Source organism: Rhizobium sp. Root1204 (genome assembly GCF_001424965.1).
Taxonomy (GTDB): domain Bacteria; phylum Pseudomonadota; class Alphaproteobacteria; order Rhizobiales; family Rhizobiaceae; genus Pararhizobium.
This window is the reverse complement of the sequence record NZ_LMCZ01000043.1, coordinates 111,562-129,774: the sequence shown is the minus strand read 5'-3', so window position 1 is coordinate 129,774 and position 18,213 is coordinate 111,562. Positions and strand designations below refer to the sequence as shown.

The 18,213-nt window shown below is 59.4% G+C and carries 16 protein-coding genes and 1 riboswitch; of the genes, 8 read left to right on the top strand and 8 right to left on the bottom strand.

The features are described 5' to 3' along the window. Positions 1-28: 28 nt before the first annotated feature. Together ASC96_RS29980 and ASC96_RS29975 are read right to left on the bottom strand one after the other, a co-directional pair. Positions 29-367, bottom strand: coding sequence for a TIGR01244 family sulfur transferase (locus tag ASC96_RS29980; RefSeq protein WP_060506711.1), 339 nt, complete (start codon positions 365-367; stop codon positions 29-31). Positions 368-441: 74 nt separating this feature from the next. Beyond that, positions 442-1,296 (bottom strand): DUF4432 family protein, encoded by an 855-nt coding sequence (locus tag ASC96_RS29975; protein ID WP_060506710.1) that lies wholly within the window; start codon positions 1,294-1,296, stop codon positions 442-444. 208 nt (positions 1,297-1,504) lie between these two features. Here ASC96_RS29975 and ASC96_RS29970 point away from each other — a divergent pair, with 208 nt between their 5' ends. Further along, entirely contained in the window at positions 1,505-2,881 is a 1,377-nt protein-coding gene (locus tag ASC96_RS29970) for a L,D-transpeptidase (protein WP_082512320.1), read from the top strand. A 359-nt stretch (positions 2,882-3,240) separates the two neighbouring features. After that, the gene (locus ASC96_RS29965; protein WP_060506708.1) at positions 3,241-4,530 is read left to right on the top strand and encodes an FAD-binding oxidoreductase; all 1,290 of its coding nucleotides are present in this window, start codon (positions 3,241-3,243) and stop codon (positions 4,528-4,530) included. A gap of 67 nt (positions 4,531-4,597) precedes the next feature. On the opposite strand, the gene ASC96_RS29960 is transcribed toward ASC96_RS29965, so the two are convergent. The 6 genes from ASC96_RS29960 to ASC96_RS29935 form a co-directional block, all read right to left on the bottom strand. Beyond that, entirely contained in the window at positions 4,598-5,290 is a 693-nt protein-coding gene (locus ASC96_RS29960; RefSeq protein WP_060506798.1) for a ParA family protein, read from the bottom strand. Positions 5,291-5,507: 217 nt separating this feature from the next. After that, positions 5,508-6,653, bottom strand: a complete 1,146-nt coding sequence (locus tag ASC96_RS29955) for an iron-containing alcohol dehydrogenase (RefSeq protein ID WP_060506707.1) — start codon at positions 6,651-6,653, stop codon at positions 5,508-5,510. A gap of 3 nt (positions 6,654-6,656) precedes the next feature. After that, complete coding sequence (locus tag ASC96_RS29950; protein WP_060506706.1) at positions 6,657-8,036, bottom strand: aldehyde dehydrogenase family protein; 1,380 nt, start codon at positions 8,034-8,036, stop codon at positions 6,657-6,659. Positions 8,037-8,136: 100 nt separating this feature from the next. Beyond that, entirely contained in the window at positions 8,137-9,507 is a 1,371-nt protein-coding gene (locus ASC96_RS29945; RefSeq protein WP_060506705.1) for a glutamine synthetase family protein, read from the bottom strand. Positions 9,508-9,611: 104 nt separating this feature from the next. Beyond that, a complete protein-coding gene (locus tag ASC96_RS29940; protein WP_060506797.1) occupies positions 9,612-11,159 on the bottom strand; it encodes an amino acid permease in 1,548 nt (515 codons plus the stop codon). Positions 11,160-11,272: 113 nt separating this feature from the next. Continuing rightward, entirely contained in the window at positions 11,273-12,040 is a 768-nt protein-coding gene (locus tag ASC96_RS29935; protein WP_156397736.1) for an N-formylglutamate amidohydrolase, read from the bottom strand. A gap of 290 nt (positions 12,041-12,330) precedes the next feature. Between ASC96_RS29935 and ASC96_RS29930 the strand changes: the two genes are divergently transcribed. The 6 genes from ASC96_RS29930 (at position 12,331) to ASC96_RS29905 (ending at position 18,196) form a co-directional block, all read left to right on the top strand. Next, entirely contained in the window at positions 12,331-13,188 is an 858-nt protein-coding gene (locus tag ASC96_RS29930; protein WP_060506703.1) for a MurR/RpiR family transcriptional regulator, read from the top strand. Positions 13,189-13,428: 240 nt separating this feature from the next. Next, positions 13,429-14,532 carry an ABC transporter substrate-binding protein gene (locus ASC96_RS29925; protein ID WP_060506702.1) on the top strand — a complete coding sequence of 368 codons (1,104 nt, stop codon included), beginning with the start codon at positions 13,429-13,431 and terminating at the stop codon, positions 14,530-14,532. 72 nt (positions 14,533-14,604) lie between these two features. After that, positions 14,605-15,477 (top strand): ABC transporter permease subunit, encoded by an 873-nt coding sequence (locus ASC96_RS29920; protein ID WP_060506701.1) that lies wholly within the window; start codon positions 14,605-14,607, stop codon positions 15,475-15,477. Beyond that, positions 15,474-16,262 carry an ABC transporter permease gene (locus ASC96_RS29915; protein WP_060506700.1) on the top strand — a complete coding sequence of 263 codons (789 nt, stop codon included), beginning with the start codon at positions 15,474-15,476 and terminating at the stop codon, positions 16,260-16,262. The genes ASC96_RS29920 and ASC96_RS29915 overlap by 4 nt, the downstream gene beginning before the upstream one ends. A 14-nt stretch (positions 16,263-16,276) precedes the next feature. Beyond that, positions 16,277-17,341, top strand: a complete 1,065-nt coding sequence (locus tag ASC96_RS29910) for an ABC transporter ATP-binding protein (RefSeq protein ID WP_060506699.1) — start codon at positions 16,277-16,279, stop codon at positions 17,339-17,341. A 121-nt stretch (positions 17,342-17,462) separates the two neighbouring features. Next, a riboswitch (FMN riboswitch) is annotated at positions 17,463-17,627 on the top strand. A 95-nt stretch (positions 17,628-17,722) separates the two neighbouring features. After that, a complete protein-coding gene (locus ASC96_RS29905; RefSeq protein WP_060506796.1) occupies positions 17,723-18,196 on the top strand; it encodes a 6,7-dimethyl-8-ribityllumazine synthase in 474 nt (157 codons plus the stop codon). The last annotated feature ends 17 nt before the right edge of the window (positions 18,197-18,213 follow it).

Below are 18,213 nucleotides of genomic sequence, written 5' to 3'. Positions count from 1 at the left end.
TCGCAAGGATGCGCGCCATCAAGAACTATCAGCCGCGAATGTGCTGGGTCTGCTGGTAGACATTCGTCGAGCGGGCGCCGGAGCGGCAATAGCCGAGCATCGGGCGCTCGAACGTATCCAGCGCATCGACCATTTCACGCACGGCATCGGCAGTCACGCCCATCGGACCGACCGGGATATGGGTGATGCCGAGACCGAGTTCCTTGGCCCGAGCAGCGATGGTTGCGAACTGCGGCTGGTCGGGCTGTTCGAAATCCGGGCGGTGGCAGACGATCGACTTGAAACCAAGCGCCTTGATCGCATCGAGGTCCTCAACCGAAATCTGTCCGGTGACCGAATATTCATCGTTGATCTGGCGAATGTCCATGGCTGTGCCTTCCTCAAAATAATGCCCGGATTGATGTAAGACCGGCGGTGTCACGCGTCAATTGGAAAGGCGGATCACCGGATCTGGAACGCCAGCGCATACTCGACCGTCCCGCCGGGCGCCAGCATCGGCATTTCGCCCGCCGCGGCAAGCTCGGTGCGCTTAGCAAGCCGGTGGGAAACCGGCTCAATGCTGATCACGTCGGCCGTACCGCGTTGACACCGCCACATCTGCAGGAAAGGCAGGGTCGCCGTGGAAAACCGGACGATCAGGCAATGGCCGCCCAAAGCCGGCAGCGGCCCAAGCGTCACCTGCGCCCAGCCGTCCTCGGCGGCCGGAGCGGCAGGCACGCAGAAATGCGCACTCTCCCCCTCGCCGAATCGCCAGCCACGCTCTTCGCCGCCGAACATCGTCCCACGGATCCGTGTTTCCTCGCCCGCAATCCAGCCGCCGATATTCATGTGATACATCAGCATCGGCGCAAACGGGCTCTCGCCCGTGTTCGTCACCCGATCGGAAAGCGTGACCTCCCGCTTGTCGGCACTGATGGCCCACTGGCGGGAAACACGGGCCTTTCCACCCGTCGCAAGCACGACATCGGTTTGCGCGGTGCAGCCTGGCGGTTCATCCGGTAGCGACATCCGGGTCTCGCCCACCGGCGTGCCGCACAGCGAGCCGTGCAGAGGAAATCTTTGCCCGTCATCCTGTCCCTCGACGGGCTCGGGGTGGCGGATATGGTCCGGGCCGCAGGTGAAGAAAAACCCCTGCAGCGCATGATCGATGCGCCGGTCGCCGCCGGATGGAATTGCCGTGCCGGGAGAAAGGTCGATCCCATCGACAACGAACGCACCGATATCCAGCGCAGACTGACGGTCGAGAAGAATCTGGAAATCATTTTCCGGGTCGCCACCGGAGATTCGGATCGGCATTGTTGGTTCTCCCGTGTGCTCCACCCGGTTGAATCGGGAATAATTGAAAGCTATCGCAAGGAAACGGGCCTATCACCTGCTCAAAATGGTCAACCCACCGAATTCGAAGGATTTTAGGGAACTGTTCATAATGAATTCAGTTTATTCATATTACCGTCCCAATTGATTTGTACGCCCCGAGATCAACTGCCAGATAACAGGTTTCACCGTGACGTTCGTTTCCAGAACCCGCCTTGCCCTTTTTTCCGCCGTCAGCGTGCTCGCTTTTGCCACTGCCGCCGAAGCGCAAGACAGTTATGGCCGCCTGCCGCCCAATTCGGTGCTGGTGACGCCGCAAGGTGATATTCTCGATTACATTCCTGAATCCGGTGACGTGCGGATGATGCGCGACCGCCGCGGCCGCACGGTTCTGGTCGATAGCTGGGGCAATGTGGTCGCCACCGTGATGGGAACGGGACGGCAGGGCAATGACATGCGCCGCCGCGAACGCAACCGCGACGTCTATGTCAATCCGGACTACGGTTATTCCGATCCCGCCTTCACCGACCAGGGCTATTCGCGGCAAGGTGAAATTACCGGTTCCATTCCGGACTACCGCGATGTCTCGCCGGGAAATGTCGATCGGCAAGAGCTGCCGGCAAGCCTGCCGATGCAGGACGAGAACGACATGGCTGCCCTGCCGCCCGAGGATAACGGGCCAGAGCGCCAGTCCCTGCCATCTGCCGCCCGCATCACCAAGAAATCCAGCGCCGAAATCACTGCACTCCAGGTTTTCCTCGATAGGGAAGGTTTTTCTCCGGGCGTGATCGACGGCAAGACCGGTTCCAATGTGACAAAGGCGATCGAAGCCTGGCAGCAGGCAACCGGAGAAACGCTCGATCCAAACAATACCGACGACATCCTTGAGCGACTACGTTTCACCGGCGGCCTGCCGATCACCACCTACACGATCACCGCGGCCGATGCGGCCGGCCCCTACGTCGCCTCCATTCCGGAAGACTATGCCCACAAGGCTGTCTTGCCGCACCTTTCCTTTACGTCGACATCGGAAATGCTGGGCGAGAAATTCCACATGGACGAGGCCTATCTGCGCGAATTGAACCCCGGTATCGATTTCACCATCCCCGGCACCATCATCAAGGTCATCAATCCGGGCGAGACCAAGAAGGCCAAGGTCACCCGCGTTGTCGCCGACAAATACCGCAAGCAGGTGTTTGCCTATGATGAAGCCGGAACATTGATCGCCGCGTATCCGGCAACCATCGGCTCGTCCGACACACCGTCACCTTCCGGCACGGTGCAGGTCGACCGCATCGCGCTCAATCCCGGCTACACCTACAATCCGAAGATCAACTTCAAGCAGGGCCAAAACGACAAGGTCCTGACCCTGCAGCCGGGGCCGAACGGCCCGGTCGGGACCGTCTGGATCGCGCTGTCAAAACCGACCTATGGTATTCACGGCACTCCGGAGCCGTCCAAGATCGGCAAGACCCAGAGTCATGGCTGCGTCCGCCTGACCAACTGGGATGCAACAGAGCTCGCCAAGATGGTCAGCGTCGGCACGACGGTGGAATTCATTGACTAAGAGCGATAAAACTCAAAATCCTCCCCTATTTGGGGGGTGACGAACAAACAACATCAGCGAAGATGAATATGTCAGGGTTGCCGTCAGCTGCAGCTTGGACATAGACCCCGTCACTGCGCCGGCTTGCCGGTACGGAACGCGATATGATTGGGCATAGGTTCGCGGAGGCGGAGATCGGAGGTCGTGGCGCTTAGCTTGGTGGCGCCACGACCTCACTCACGTGATCTCCCGCGGGTGCGCAAAGGCCGATATCCCGATACCTCATGACCTCATCAGATATTGTCATTAAAAGACGTTGCGGCAATGCATTATCTGTCGGAAAACTGAAACACCAATTCCGACAGACAAGGATTGCCGTAATGGCCGCCGAACGCACTCTTCCCAACCTCTGGCATGCCACGGCACCGGCGGCCCCGCAAACAGGGCCGCTTGCGACCGATATCACGGTCGATGTCGCCGTGATCGGTGGCGGCTTTACCGGCCTTTCGGCGGCATTGCATCTTGCTGAAAAGGGTGTCAGCGTTGCCATTGTAGAGGCAAGGATGATCGGCTTCGGTGGCTCCGGCCGCAATGTCGGATTGGTCAATGCTGGTATGTGGACGAAGCCGGAGGATCTGATCGCCACACTCGGGGCCAAGGTCGGTACGCGGCTTTTGACGGAACTCGGCGATGGCCCGTCGCTGGTCTACCATCTTGTCGAAAAACATGGCATCGCCTGTGAAGCCGTCCGCAACGGTACATTGCACCTGGCAGTCGGCGGCGAGGGTATGAAGGATATTCAGGACCGCGAGCGGCAGTGGAAGACGTTTGGTGCACCCGTCGAAGTGGTCAATGCCGATCGTGCCACATCGCTGACCGGCGCAGCCGGTTTTGCCGGTGCTCTGCTTGACCGGCGGGCCGGCACGATCCAGCCGCTGGCCTATGCCCGAGGCCTTGCCCGTGCGGCCCTTACAGCCGGCGCACAGATCTATACCGAAACACCGCTGCGCGCCGCCGCGCGCACGGGCGACCTGTGGAAGCTGACGGCGGGTGGCGGCACCATCACCGCCAAGTCCATCATCGTCGCCACAAACGCCTATGGCGACATGCTCGCCCAGACGCCGTGGACGACGTACACGCAAGAACTGACGATCCTGCCCTACTTCCAGTTTGCCACCAATCCGCTGTCCGACCACATCGCCCGCACCATTCTGCCGGAGCGGCAAGGTTGCTGGGATACCGGGCTGGTAATGACGTCCTTCCGTATGGACCAACAGAATCGTCTGATCTTCGGCAGCGTTGGCCGCCTGGATGCGATCGCTGAAGGTACTCATCGCGCGTTTGCAAAACGCTCGCTGCGTACCCTGTTTCCGGCGCTCGGCGATTTCCGCTTCGAATACTGGTGGGACGGCCGTATCGGCATGACGACGAACAACCTGCCGCAAATGCACGTGATGGCCCCGAACGTCTTTTCCGTGAGCGGCTATAACGGCCGTGGCATCGCACCTGGCACCGTCTTTGGCCGCGCGCTGGCAAACCATGTCATGGGGGAGCCCAACGCGTTGCCACTCGCCGAAACGCCAGTCACCCCCGATCCTTTGCGTAGCGTCAAGTCTGCCTTCTATCATGCGGGCGCGCAGGCCAAGCACTTTATCGACCGCCGATTTTAGGGTTCGTGAAACGCAAAACGCCGCGTCGAGCCACGCGGCGTTTGAAATATTGGAAAGCCCGCAGATATTAAGCGGCGCGGCGCATGTTTCGGGTCAACCGGAGCGGAACAAGCTGCCGCACTTCGTCACCAAAGGCACGGGCGTTCTGACAGGCCTTATCGAGATTGCTGACCCGCAAGGGGTCCATCGTCTGCAAGGTGCCACCACAGTCAAAAACATCACGGAAGGCCGCGCGCTCGATGATCGGCGTATCGAGCACCCGCACTGCCCTCTCGGACAGCAGCTGCTTAACCACCTGCAATGCGCGCGTCGTCACCAGTGAGTTGACGCGCGTCAAAACGACGGAATGATCGATACGGATTCCGGCCTTTTCTTCGAGATGGCCGAGCAATTCCAACACCTGGGCGCCGCCCTTGGCGTCCATGGCACAGCCCTGGATCGGGATCATCACATGATCCGACAGACCAATGGCGGTTGCCATCAATGTGTTGCGCGCGCCGGCAAGGTCGATGATGAAATAATCGGTCGTTGCCCGGTTGTCGTTGATATGCGTCTGGATCGACGCCATCGTCACATAGGAAATCACCTCGATATTCGGGACCTTGCCCGAAATATCGTGCCAATGGGAAATCCAGTGTTGCGGGTCAGCATCAAGAATGGTGACGCGCGCGCCGCTGCGCGCCAGTTCGGTTGCCAGGATCAGCGCGGCAGTCGTCTTGCCCGCGCCGCCCTTGGTGTTTGCGAATGTAATGACTGGCATGTCCGTTCCTGTCTGAAAAGTCAGAGCCGCTGCATGGCTCTCGGGGAGCGCAAATCGCATCGCGCTTCGATTAACCAAACCTTTCAGATCGTGGTTAACAAAGACTGAATGCGCCCTCCCTCGAATTAACTACCCGGCCAAGATCAAGCCTCCCGGACATGAAAAAAGCCCGGAAAACAAAGGTTTTCCGGGCTTCTCAGGAACAATGCTATCGACGTTAAATGCAGTCGCGGAAAAGCTTCTTGGCAGCATCGAGTGTCAACTCGACCGGATTGCCACCGGCCGTCGGGTCGACGATCGCCATCGCTGCCATTTCGTCGATACGGTCTGTGCCGACGCCCAACGCCGACAGCTTGTCCGGCACGCCGAGGTCTTCGCGCAGCTTCAGCACATAATCATAGAACCCGTCGAACCCGCCGGAAATGCCGAGATAGGCGGCCGCCAAGCCGATCTTGCCTTCGATCGCCGGACGGTTGAAGCGCAGCACCGGCGGCATGACGACGGCATTGGTCATGCCGTGGTGGGTGTTGTAGATGGCGCCGACCGGATGCGACAGCGAATGGATGGCGCCGAGCCCCTTCTGGAAGGCGACGGCGCCCATGGCAGCCGCCGACATCATGTTGGCGCGGGCTTCGATATCCGTGCCATCCTTATAGGCGCGCGGTAGATATTCCTTGACGAGGCGCAGACCTTCCAGCGCGATACCGGCCGACATCGGATGGTAGAACGGCGAGGAATAGGCTTCCAGGCAATGCGCGAATGCGTCCATGCCAGTACCGGCGGTGATCACCGTCGGCATGCCGACTGTCAGTTCCGGGTCGCAGATCGTCACCGCTGGCAGGAACTTCGGATGGAAGATTACCTTCTTCGTGTGGGTTTCTGAATTGGTGATGACCGAGGCGCGGCCGACTTCCGAACCGGTACCGGCCGTCGTCGGCACGGCGATGATCGGCGCAATGCCCTCGACGCTGGCGCGGGTCCACCAGTCGCCGACATCCTCGAAGTCCCAGACCGGACGGCTCTGCCCAGCCATGAAGGCGACGCACTTGCCAAGGTCAAGGCCAGAACCGCCACCGAAAGCGATGACACCGTCATGGCCGCCAGCCTTGAAGGCTTTTACGCCGGCATCGAGATTGACGTCGGTCGGATTGCTGTCGACATCGGCAAACAGCGCGCGGCCAAGACCGGCAGCCTCAAGGATATCGAGCGCGTTCTGGGTGATCGGCATCGGTGCAAGGCCACGGTCGGTGACCAGAAGCGGCTTCTTGATGCCGAGCGCCTTGCAATGGTCGGCAAGCTCCTTGATCCGCCCTGCCCCAAACTTGATGGATGTCGGGTAGCTCCAGTTGGCTGTAATGGTCATCGTTCAGGCTTTCTTCAAATGGTAGGATTTCGGGCGGGTCAGGTTCTGGAAACCGATAACCGAGAGCGAACCGCCGCGGCCAGTTTCCTTGACGCCGGTCCAGCATAGCGCCGGATCGAGGTAGTCGGCGCGGTTCATGAACACGGTACCAGTCTCAAGATCGTTACCGATCCGGGCAGCACGTTCCGGGTCCTTGGTCCAGAGCGACGTAGTCAGGCCGTATTTGCAATCGTTCATGAAGGCCAGCGCTTCAGCGTCGTTCTTCACCTTCATGATGCCGACGACGGGGCCAAAGCTCTCTTCGGTCATCACCTTCATCGAGTGGTCGACATCGACCAGAACCTGCGGGGCAAGATAAGCGCCGCCATCATCCTGCGGAAACAGCTTCGGATCGACCAGAGCCTTGGCGCCTTTGGCGATGGCTTCGGCGGTCTGCGAGCGTACTTCGGCAGCGAAGCGCTTGTGCGCCATCGGCCCGAGAGAGGTTTCCTGCTCCAGCGGATTGCCAAGCTTGTAGGCCGAGGCAAAGGCGACAGCCTTCTCGACGAAATCGTCATAGAGGTTCTCGTTGACATAGATGCGCTCGATACCGCAGCAGCACTGTCCGGAGTTGAACATCGCGCCGTCCATCAGCGTATCGACGGCCGCATCGAGATCCGCGTCTTCCATGACGTAACCCGGGTCCTTGCCGCCGAGTTCGAGGCCAAGCCCGGTGAAAGTGCCAGCGGCCGCCCGCTCGATCGACCGCCCACCTTCAACCGAACCGGTGAAGTTAACGAAATCAAAGCTCTTGGCCGCGATCAGCTGCGACGTCGTTGCGTGATCGAGGAAGATGTTCTGGAACACATCTTCCGGAACACCGGCCTCGACAAAGGCGCGCACCATGCGCTCACCGACCAGGATAGTCTGGCTGGCATGCTTGATGATCACGGTATTACCCGCCATCAGCGCCGGAGCAACCGTGTTGATCGCGGTCATATAGGGATAATTCCACGGTGCGATAACGAACACCACGCCATGGGCGACCCGTTCGATCCGGCGCTCGAAATTGGCGCTGTCCTCGACAATGATTGGCGCCAGGGCATCGGCGGCGATCGTTGCCACATAGTTGGAACGCTCGTTGAAGCCGCGGAACTCGCCGCCGTAGCGGATCGGACGCCCCATCTGCCAGGCAAGCTCAGGCACGACCTCGTCGACCATCTCGTTGAGGCGTGCAACACCGGCCAGCACCAGCTTGACGCGGTCCTCGACCGGCCGCTTGGACCAGCTTTTCTGCGCGATCCGCGCCCGCGCAACGGCGGCGGATGCGGCAACGGCGTCAACCGCCGGCCGCTCCGCGTAAACCTCCCCGTTCACCGGGGAAATGCATTGGATCATGGTCATGATCATCTTCCTGTTTTAGGCTTTGAAAATATTGGATGCCACGGACCGGCCGCTGGCCTGCCCGTGGCAGATAGAGTGCGACTACACCCGAAATAAGGCCTTACGCCCGCTCGAAACCGCGTGCCACCTCCCAATCCGTGACGCGGCGGTCATATTCTTCCTGCTCCCATTCGGCAGCGCGCGTGTAATGTTCGATAACATCCTCGCCAAAGGCATCAAGCAACATCTTCGACGAATTCATCGCGCGCGTCGCATCCCGCAACGTACCCGGAATTTCGCGGATATTCTTGCCGCCATAGGCGTCACCGACGAACGGTGCCTCAAGTTCCATCTTGCCCTCGATCCCGGCGATACCGGCCGCAATCAGTGCCGCCATGGCGAGGTAAGGGTTGATATCGGAGCCGCCGACGCGGCATTCGATACGGATTGCCTTGGTGCCTTCGCCGCAAAGACGATAACCGGCTGTGCGGTTGTCCTTCGACCAGACGGCCTTGGTCGGCGCAAACGTGCCCGCCATGAAGCGCTTGTAGGAATTGATGTAGGGTGCGAGGAAATAGGTGATTTCGCTGGCATGGGTCAGAAGGCCGGCGACGTAGTGGCGCATCGTTTCCGACATGCCGTATTTGGCCTCCTTGTCGAAAAAGTGCGGTGTCTTGCCGTCGGCGCTCCAGAGCGACTGGTGGATATGCGAGGATGAGCCGGCGGCATTGTAATTCCACTTGGCAAGGAAGGTGATCGCCTTGCCCTTGCTCCAGGCGATTTCCTTGCAACCGTTCTTGATGATCACATGCCGGTCCGCCATGGTCAGTGCATCGGCGTAGCGCACGTTGATTTCCTCCTGGCCGGCCGATGCCTCGCCCTTGGAATTTTCAACGGGAATGCCGGCGCCCTGCAGGCCGTTGCGGATCGCCCGCATGACGTCCTCTTCCTTGGTGGTCTGGAAGATGTGGTAGTCTTCGTTGTAGCCACTGGCGAGCTTCAGGTTGCGGTAGCCGCTTTCGCGTGCTGCGTCATAGGTCTGGTCGAACAGGAAGAATTCAAGTTCGGTCGCCATGAAAGCCTTGAGGCCCATGGCTTCAAGGCGGGCGATCTGGCGCTTGAGGATGGCGCGCGGCGAATGCGGCACTTCCTTGTGGGTATGATGGTCGAGCATGTCGCAGAGAACCAGCGCCGTGCCTTCGAGCCATGGAATGCGGCGAAGCGTCGAGAGGTCGGGTTTCATCGTATAATCGCCGTAGCCGCTCTCCCAGCTCGTCGACTTGTATCCGTTGACCGTTTCCATCTCGAGGTCGGTCGCCAACAGGTAGTTGCAGCTGTGGGTCTCTTCCCAGGCGCTATCGACGAAAAACTGCGCGTGAAAGCGCTTGCCCATCAGGCGTCCCTGCATATCGACCTGGCAGGCCAGAACCGTATCGATGCGGCCTTCGGCAACATCCTTCTTCAAGTCTTCAAACGAATAGCTCGCGCTCATTGCAAAAAATCCCGTGCTTGATCGTAACGCGGCCTTGCGTGGCTGCGTCTCGTGGACGTCTCGTGGAAGCCGCGGAACGCGGCTTCCACTCTGTCTTTAGCGGATCACTTCTGCCCAACGGCCTTTTCGGCAGCCGCGATTTCAGCTGCGCGGTGCGCAACTTCGTCGCCGATCGGCGGGCCTTTGAAACGGCGGCTTTCAAAGCCGAACCAGACGATGCCGGTCAGGACCAGGAAGCCGACGGTCACATAGAGAGCCGGATCATTCGGAGGCTGGACGCCGAGCACAAAGATCAGGATCATCGCCAGGATCGTCAGAACGGCAAACAGCTTGAAAACGCCTTCACCGAGGTTCCACGGGCCCATCTTGTCCCACTTCGACGTACCCCAGGCAAACAGACCCAGCGTGATCGGGATCGCGAAGGAGAAGAACAGGAAGATGACCGTGCAGGATACGACGATCGTGTAAACCGGCGTCTCGCCGATCGTTACGAGCGACGAGCCCCAGACGAACAGTACGGCAAGGATCGATCCAGTCCAGATCGCAGCTACCGGTGTACGGTAGGTCGGGCTAACCTTTGCCAGAGCCTTCGATGCCGGCAGGCCGCCATCACGCGAGAACGCGAAGATCATGCGGGAAACCGATGTCACCGTTGCCAGACCGCACAGCCATTGGCTGACCAGGATGGCGAGATAGAGAATGTCCTTGATGACCGGATTGACCTGCTCGGTCATCGCCCAGAAGAACACGTTCCAGCCCTGCTTGGCGGCCTCGTCCATGCTGGGGAGCAGCAAAACGAAGCTGCACAGCATGATATAGCCGAACAGTGCCGACCACAGAACCGAGGAAACCATGCCGCGCGGAACAGACGTTGCCGCCTTGACGGTTTCTTCCGACGTATGGGCGGAAGCGTCATAGCCGGTGATCGTATAGATCGGCAGAAGCAAGCCGAGCAGGAAGACCCAGGTGCCCGAAGTTGCCGGCCAGACATTGCCGCCGGCTTCGCCCGAATAGTTGGAGAACGTGAACAGGCGGCCGAACTCATAGGTGTCCGCTGCGGCAAGGCATACGACCGAAAGCGCGATCGCCGTTGCAAAGATCAGGTAGCCGGAGAAGTCCGTGAGCTTGGCCGTCAAGCCGATGCCCATGTGGTTGACGATTGCCTGAGCGCCGGTGATCACTACCAGGAAGAGGATACGGACTGTCGTGGTGTCTTCCAGGCCGAAATACGGCGTGCCGAACGAACCCATGAAAAAGTAATAGGTGCCGACATTGATAGCGCCGAGAACCGTGACGAGGCCGAGCAGGTTGAACCAGGCGGTAACCCAGCCGGTGAAACGGTTGCCGAGGATGGAGCCCCAGTGATAAAGGCCGCCGGCCGTCGGATAGGCGGAGCTGATCTGCGCCATGGCGACGGCGAAGACGAGAGAAACGAAGCAACCCAGCGGCCAGCCGATGCCGATCGCAGCACCGCCCGCACCCGAGGTTGCCTGGGCAAGCGAGTTGATGCCGCCGGAAAGAATGCAGATGATCGAGAAAGAAACGGCGAAGTTCGAGAAAGAGCTCATGCGCCGTTCGAGTTCTTGCGCATAGCCCATCGAATGGAGGACCTTCATGTCCTCATGTTTATCGGTATCTGAATAGTCTGACATGTTTTTCCCCTGTATCAGCCAGCTTCCAGCGGTATTGCCGGATGCCGAAATGCCAGTCCGCCCATGGAAGTCCATGGACCAGTCTCCGCGGACATGCCGCTCCCCAGGTCTTTTTATTGCGACAGTGCAGCCAGGCTTTCGTCCAGGATACCCGTCAGATAATCGGCCATGACCTTTTGGCCGATTTCATTTGAAACGAGATCGTTGCGGATCTCGACCATTACGTTGAGCAGGCCGTTCTTCAGGCCGTGCTGGATCAGAGTATGCGTGACACCGTCTGCCGGTCCATAGGGCTCGTTACGGCGTACCGCATAACGGGTTGTTTTTCCGGCAGCAGCCAGCATGGCATCCGCCAGCCGGCTATCCTCATCATGCAAGATGCCGATTTCGACATCGCGCCGCTTGCCGTGATAGACTGGCGTGAACGTGTGCATCGTCACCAGAACCGGCACGCGGCCCTGAGCTTTTCGCGCGGTGATAAAATCCGAGAGAGTGCGGGTGAAAGGCACGTAAAGTGCGTCCGTTCGCGCCTGCCGCTCGGCTGGTGAAATTGCTGCATTACCGGGTATTTCAAAGATTTCGCTGACTGGCGGCATCGCCGCTTCCGCTTCCGGCGGACGGTTGCAATCATAGACCAGGCGGGAAAAACGCTGGTAGATCAATGCAGCGTCGAGGCTTTTGACCAAAAGCTGTGCGACAGCAAGTGCGCCGGGATCCCAGGCGATATGGCTTTTGAGAGCATCCTCGGAAAGCCCAAGCGAACCCATCTTTTCCGGAAGGCGGCGGGAGGCGTGTTCACAGACCAGGAGGACCGGGCTCAGCGCTTCCGGGTTTTCCACTGCTACGGGCGATCCATCCGCCTCTGTCAAAAGTCCCGTCAACTCCGGTCCCCTTCCGGTTGCCTGATCGGCACCACGCATATCCCGGATAGGCTCAAAGCCCCTGAAACCAGACGTGGAAGCAAATGGCGGACGGCCGGTGATTTTCCTCAATTCACCGGCGACTACCGATACTGAAAAGAATTCTTCACGTTTTCTTTCGTGTCAATCGGAATCTGAAACGATCTCTTCAAAAAATCAATTGACTCGAATTGTGACAGCGATGTTTACTCTGTCACAAAGCTGGCAGAGACCGGCCCAGGGGATGAATTTTGACCAATACCGCAGGCACTATGACGGTGTCGGATGTGATCAACGCCCATTTTGCCGTGCTCACCCGCGCGGAAAAACAGTTGGCAGCGACGCTTCTCGACAACTATCCGGTCTCCGGACTCGGCAGCATCACGACTGTTGCCGAGAATGCCGGCGTGTCGACGCCGACGGTCGCCCGCATGGTGCAGAAGATCGGCTTCCGCGGATTTCCCGATTTCCAGTCGCGCCTCCATCAGGAACTCGAAGCAACCATCTCAAATCCGATCAGCAAACATGACCGCTGGGCCGCCAATGCGCCGGGCACGCATATTCTCAACCGTTTCGCCGATGCGACGATGAACAATCTGCGCGAGACGCTGGCGCAGCTGGAAACCGCCGATTTCGACGGCGCCGCCGCGATGATTGCCGAGCGCAAGCGCAATATCTATCTCGTCGGCGGCCGCATCACCCGCGCTCTTGCCGACTATTTCTTCACGCATCTTCAGGTCATCCGCTCCGGCGTCACCCAGATCGCCTCCAATTCCAGCTCCTGGCCGCATTACGTGCTCGATATGAAAAAGGGCGATGTCCTGATCATGTTCGACATCCGCCGCTACGAGCAGGAGATGGAAACGCTGTCGCGCATCGCCCGCGAACGCGGCGTGGAAATCATCCTGTTCACCGACCAGTGGAGTTCGCCTATCGCCAAATCGGCGCGGTGCGTCTTTCGCATCCAGATCGAAGCGCCTTCGGCCTGGGACAGCTCGGTCGTAACCCTGTTTGCCGTCGAAGCGCTGATCGAAGCCGTGCAGAGTTCCATCTGGGACGAGACACATGACCGGATGAAAACGCTCGAAGGGCTGTTCGATTCAACGAGGCTTTTTCGGAAGCCGCTTTAGGAGGGAAAGTGCCTACGGAGCGTGGCGCCGGGTTGACCGGTGCGGGGATGCCGCGATCCGCAATTCAAGACAAACACGTGACGCCGGCACCCAGGCGGAAGTAAATTTTGAAAATGAAATGAAGGTGTTCCGCCTGCGAACGTCTGGCCGCAAAGGAGACAACACCTGTCACATAAGCTTCATCGGACCCCAGTATCAGCTTCCTCGAAGTTGACTGAAATAACCCAAAGGAGAAGACCAGTGATTTCACACATGCGCCGCCTGCTTTCGCTTTCGACCGCCATGGTCATGGCATCGACCGCCATCGCCGCCGCTGAACCGAGCGCCGAACTGATTGCCGCTGCCAAGGCAGAAGGCACCCTGACGACCATCGCCCTGCCCCACGACTGGTGCGGCTACGGCGGCGTCATCGAAGGCTTCAAGGCCAAGTACGGCCTGAAGGTCAACGAACTCAACCCGGACGCCGGCTCGGGTGACGAAATCGAAGCCATCAAGGCCAACAAGAACAACAAGGGCGACCAGGCTCCTGACGTGATCGACGTCGGTCTCTCGTTCGGCCCGTCCGCCAAGGCCGAAGGCCTGATCCAGCCTTACAAGGTAGCAACCTGGGATTCGATCCCGGACACAGCCAAGGATCCTGAAGGTTACTGGTATGGCGACTATTACGGCGTCATGGCCTTCGAAGTGAACAAGGACCTCGTCAAGGAAAGCCCGAAGGATTGGGCCGACCTGCTGAAGCCGGAATATGCCAACATGGTGGCTCTGGCCGGTGACCCGCGCACCGCCAACCAGGCAATCTCGGGCGTTTTCGCAGCTGGCCTTTCGGGCGCCGGCGGTGATGTTGCCAAGTCCGGCGAAGCAGGTCTTGCCTTCTTCAAGGAACTGAATGCCAAGGGCAATTTCGTTCCGGTCATCGGTAAGTCGGCTCCGCTCGCACAGGGCACCACCCCGATCATCCTGCGTTGGGACTACAATGCGCTGTCCGACCGTGACACGCTCGCCGGCAACCCGCCGGTCGACGTCGTCATCCCGGCTACGGGCGTTGTTGCCGGCGTCTACGTCCAGGCAATTTCGGCCTACGCTCCGCATCCGAATGCTGCAAAGCTGTGGATGGAATACCTGTATTCCGACGAAGGTCAGCTCGGCTGGCTGAAGGGCTATTGCCATCCGATCCGCTTCAATGATCTTGCCAAGAACAACAAGATCCCGCAGGACCTGCTCGACAAGCTGCCGCCGGCCGCTGCCTATGAAAAGGCCGTATTCCCGACGCTCGAACAGCAGGAAGCCTACAAGGAAGTCATCACCAAGGGCTGGGATACAGTCGTTGGCGCCAACGTACAGTAAGACTGTCGCAACAAGGCCTTCCCGCGACCGCGCGGGAAGGCTATTTTTCAATCTTTACAAGACGGTTTCCGGATGAGCGCCAACAGGGCCATTGATTTGAAGAAGACGGCCATCGACTGGCTCGGCATTACGCCGTTCCTGCTGTTTGCAGTGATGTTCCTGGTTGCCCCGACGCTCTATCTCGTCACCGGCGCCTTCCTCAATCCGGCGGGCGAATTCACCTTCGAGAACATTGGCGGGCTGTTTACCGACAAGATTGTCGCCTCCTACTGGATCTCCATCAAGATCAGTCTGGCCTCCTCCATCGGTGGCGCCCTGATCGGCTTCTGGCTCGCCTGGGCCGTGGTTCTCGGAGGCCTGCCCTCCTGGATCCGCTCGTCGCTGCTGACTTTTTCGGGCGTCGCCTCCAATTTTGCCGGCGTGCCGCTCGCCTTTGCCTTTCTGGCGACGCTGGGCCGCACCGGTCTCGTCACCATGATCCTGCGCGATTGGTTTGGCATCAACCTCTATGCCACCGGTTTCAATCTGTTGAGCTTCATTGGCCTGACGATCACCTACATGTATTTCCAGATTCCGCTGATGGTGCTGATCATCACGCCTGCACTCGACGGACTGAAGAAGGAATGGCGCGAAGCTGCCGAAATCCTTGGCGCAACCAACAGGCAATACTGGACCAAGGTTGCCCTGCCGATCCTGTTCCCGAGCATTCTCGGCACGACGCTGCTTCTGTTCGCCAATGCGTTTGGTGCCATCGCGACGGCCTATTCGCTGACCGGCTCCACCTTCAACATCGTCCCGATTCAGCTCTACGCCCAGATCCGCGGCGACGTTCTGCACAACCCCAATCTCGGTTACGCCCTGGCGCTCGGCATGATCGTCATCACCGGCATTTCCAACCTCATCTATATCTGGCTGCGCATGCGTGCTGAACGGTGGCAGAAATGAAGACACAAAAAATCAGTGCCTGGATCGCGGTTTTCTTCGGTGCTTCCTACTTCATCATCCCGCTGATCGCCACATTCGAATTCTCGCTGCGCATGCGCCGTGGCGAATATTCCTTCGATGCGTATCGCTCGGTCTTCTCGGACGTCCAGTTCCGTGAATCCTTCAGCTACTCGATCGTGATGGCGATCCTGACGATCGTCTTCGGGGTGCTTCTGGTCGTACCGACCGCCTACTGGGTTCGCCTGCGCCTGCCGCAGATGCGGCCGGTCGTCGAGTTCATCACATTGATGCCGCTGGTCATCCCGGCTATCGTCATCGTCTTCGGTTATCTGCGGATCTACAACTCGTCGTCCTACATCCCGTTCACGGGCTCGGCGCGGGGCACGGACCTGCTGCTGATGTTCTCGTTCATGACGCTGTCGCTGCCCTACATGTACCGCTCGGTGGATACCGCAATGCGCACCATCGATGTCGGCACGTTGACGGAAGCAGCCCAAAGTCTCGGCGCCTCCTGGCCGACCATCATGTTCAAGTGTATCTTCCCCAATGTGATGAGCGGCGTTCTATCCGGCGCCTTCATCACCTTTGCCATCGTCATCGGCGAGTTCACCATGCCGTCGCTGCTTAACCGCCCGGCCTTCGGTCCCTATCTGCAGCTGATCGGCGCCAACCGCGCCTATGAGCCGCCGGCGCTCGCGGTCATCGCGTTCGCCATCACCTGGGGATGCATGATTCTTCTGCAGCTCGTCTCCCGTTTCAGCAAATCGGCTCCCGCCAAGCCCTGAGGTATTGATCGTCCATGTCCTTTCTCGAACTCTCAGGCATTCAGAAGAGCTTTGGCCCCGTCCAGGTGGTCAAGGATTTCGATATGACCATCGAAAAGGGAGAATTCGTCTCCTTTCTCGGACCGTCAGGCTGCGGCAAGACGACAATCCTGCGCATGATCGCCGGCTTCGAAACGCCGTCGGCCGGAACGGTTCTCATCAACGGCCGCAACCAGAATGAGCTGAAACCGAACCAGCGCAATATCGGCATGGTCTTCCAGGCCTATGCGCTGTTTCCGAACATGACCGTGCACGACAATGTCGCCTTCGGCCTGAAGATTGCCGGCATGGATAAATCGGCGGTCGATGCCCGCGTCAAGGAAATGCTCGGCCTCATCCATCTTGACCACCTCGCCGATCGCTACCCATATCAGATGTCCGGCGGCCAGCAGCAGCGTGTGGCGCTTGCCCGTGCGCTTGCGCCAAAGCCCCAGGTGCTGCTGCTCGACGAGCCGCTATCGGCGCTCGATGCCAAGATCCGCGTATCGCTGCGCGAGGAAATTCGCCAGATCCAGCAGCAGCTCGGCATCACCACGGTTTTCGTGACCCACGACCAGGAAGAGGCCCTTTCGATCTCCGACCGCATCGTTGTCATGAACGCGGGCCGCGCTGACCAGATCGGCACGCCGTTCGACATCTACAACAAGCCGGCCACACGCTTCGTTGCCTCTTTCGTCGGGACACTCAATCTGATCGAAGCCAAGGTCGTCGATCCGGCAACAAACCGGATCATCATTGGCGATCAGCAAATCACCTTGCGCGAACCGCTCGGCTCGAGTGCCAAGGCGGGCGACAAGGTCTCGCTGGCACTGCGCCCGGAGGCGGGATCGATCGCCGAAGGTGCCAAGGGCGACACAGCCCTGACCGGCGCAGTCGTCTCTTCGAACTTCCTCGGCTCGGTCATCCGTACCCGCATGAAGGTCGGCGACGCTGTCATCTCATTCGACATGTTCAACGCGCCCGGGCTGATGCCGCCGGCTGTCAGCGAAATCGCCACACTGCGGTTCACCGCAAGCGACCTTCTGATCATTCGCGAATAACCGCAACGCGCAAAAAATATGTTTCAGGCGACGGATTTTCAGGAAAAATCTGTCGCCTTTTTCATTGTACGCGTCGCTCACCGCATTTGACGCCCGCCTGCCAATCCTTATAGTTGACCATGCACGTTCTCAGGGCGGGGTGAAACTCCCCACCGGCGGTAACGGGGAGCAATTCCCGGAGCCCGCGAGCGCTTCATGTCCCTATGTTAGCAGAGAGACAGGAAGGTCAGCAGATCCGGTTGAATTCCGGAGCCGACGGTTAAAGTCCGGATGAAAGAGAGCAAGCAGATCAGGCGGCGCCTTGTCACAAGGGGTCTCCGCGCCTGCGTGTTCGCCCAAGGGGATCATTGAAAAATGGCAACCTTGAAAGGCCAGACTGACATGACTATCGCTTCCCATCCGACCCAGAAAATCGCCATCATCCGCGCGCGCTGGCACGCCGATATCGTCGATCAATGCGTCAACTCCTTCGTCGCACACTGGCAAAAACTCGGCGGCAGTGCCTCCGACGTCGAAATCTTCGACGTCCCTGGCGCGCTTGAAATTCCGCTGCACGCCCAGACACTGGCCAAGACCGGCCGCTTCTCGGCCATCATCGGCTCGGCGTTCGTCGTCGACGGCGGTATCTACCGTCACGATTTCGTTGCCGGAACGGTGCTCGACGGCATGATGCGCGTTCAGCTCGACACCGGCGTGCCGGTGCTCTCGACAGTGCTCACGCCGCACAACTTCCAGGAATCCGAACAGCATATTCGCTTCTTTACCGACCATTTTGTCGTCAAGGGCGTAGAGGCGGCCAATGCCTGCTCGCAGATTTTGGCGGCGCGGGCAAAGCTGGCGTTGATCAACGCCTGATATCGCGCGCATGGGAA